Source organism: Novacetimonas pomaceti, assembly GCF_003207955.1.
GTDB lineage: Bacteria > Pseudomonadota > Alphaproteobacteria > Acetobacterales > Acetobacteraceae > Novacetimonas > Novacetimonas pomaceti.
The window spans coordinates 1-1,185 of sequence record NZ_NOXG01000097.1; the positions used below are offsets into that span (position 1 = coordinate 1).

The following is a 1,185-nucleotide window of genomic DNA, read 5'->3' on the forward strand; positions in this document are numbered from 1 at the left end:
GGCGGAGCCCGCCGTTTCACGATAGGTCGCTTCGCGCGCGACCTGCAATGCCTGATGTGGACCGAGGAATTCGCAGGAAATGTCGAACCCCTGCAAGGCGGCCTGGACGCGTGAAATGAACGATTCATGGCGGGCCGCCATGATATCGGAGCGCAGGGCAAAACGTTGGGTATTGCCCACGCGGGGAAACTGGGAGGCAAGGGTCCGGCGCTCCTCTGCCACCTGTTTGCGGTCCTCACGCGTCAGCACGCTGGGCCGGGTCCACAGGACGTAACAGGTGGCCTCCCAGCGCATGACGTTTGGCCAGCGTCGGCGCCTCTCTTCGATGACGTCCGAAAGGTCCGCTCCGATCTGTCTGGCTATGGACCGGCAACCATTGAGACTCAGGCGGTCAATCTCGATACCTGAGCGCTCGGGATCGGAAATATACCATCCCACAATGGCATGGCCACGTTCTTCAAGGAGACCCTGCAATTCTATACGCTGCTGCTCGGCGAGCGCTTCCACTTCCTGCCGCGTGCACATGCGACGCAGGCCATTGATGCGCAGTACGGAGACATATTCACCGCGTTTGGTGATGAGATGGTCCCCGTGCGTACTTTCCACATCGCAGAATGAGGCAAGGGGCTGGCGCAGCCCGAGGCTGATGCCGGCCAGCAGACTGGAAAGAATACCGCCCATTGATATGATCCTGTCATGTCATGACCGGTTGGGGATCGGCATCAAGCCATTCCCTGACAAGCGCCGGGTAGATGTCGGTGGGTCCGTTATGGAGACGGCCCAGGGGGAGGAGCCGGATGCCGTCCATCAGGGCGGTCGCGCTTTCATTGATCTGCGGGTCCGCCCGGTTCGCCATCAGCAGGGCAGTCGCCAGCAGTCGGGGAGACGTTGTCTCCAGCCGCCGCCGGGCTTCGGCCGTCCGCGCGTGCAGAGCGCGGAGCACAGCGAGAGCGCTTTTGCATTGCGCAGGCATCATCGCGGTATCCGACCCTGACGCGATCGCGTCCATTGCACGATGCCAGACGGCATCCTGTCCGTTTGGCCCATTGCCGAGCGTCTGCATGAGGGTCTGATGCGCGCAGCGGGTCAGGGTCATGATGCGGGTCTGCGGCAGTTTCGGCCACCATATCAGGACGGCTTCGCGTTCAATGGCCGGACGGGTCGGATCCTGCAGGATGTTGCATA

1 protein-coding gene and 1 pseudogene are annotated in these 1,185 nt (G+C 62.2%); both read right to left on the bottom strand.

The window, feature by feature from the left end; all coding sequences use genetic code 11:
• Positions 1–681: pseudogene (locus CFR71_RS15770) on the bottom strand (ATP-binding protein); the annotation flags it as partial.
• A 13-nt stretch (positions 682–694) separates the two neighbouring features.
• Positions 695–1,185 (bottom strand): hypothetical protein (locus tag CFR71_RS15775; protein ID WP_110532244.1); only part of this gene is annotated, 491 nt, incomplete at its 5' end.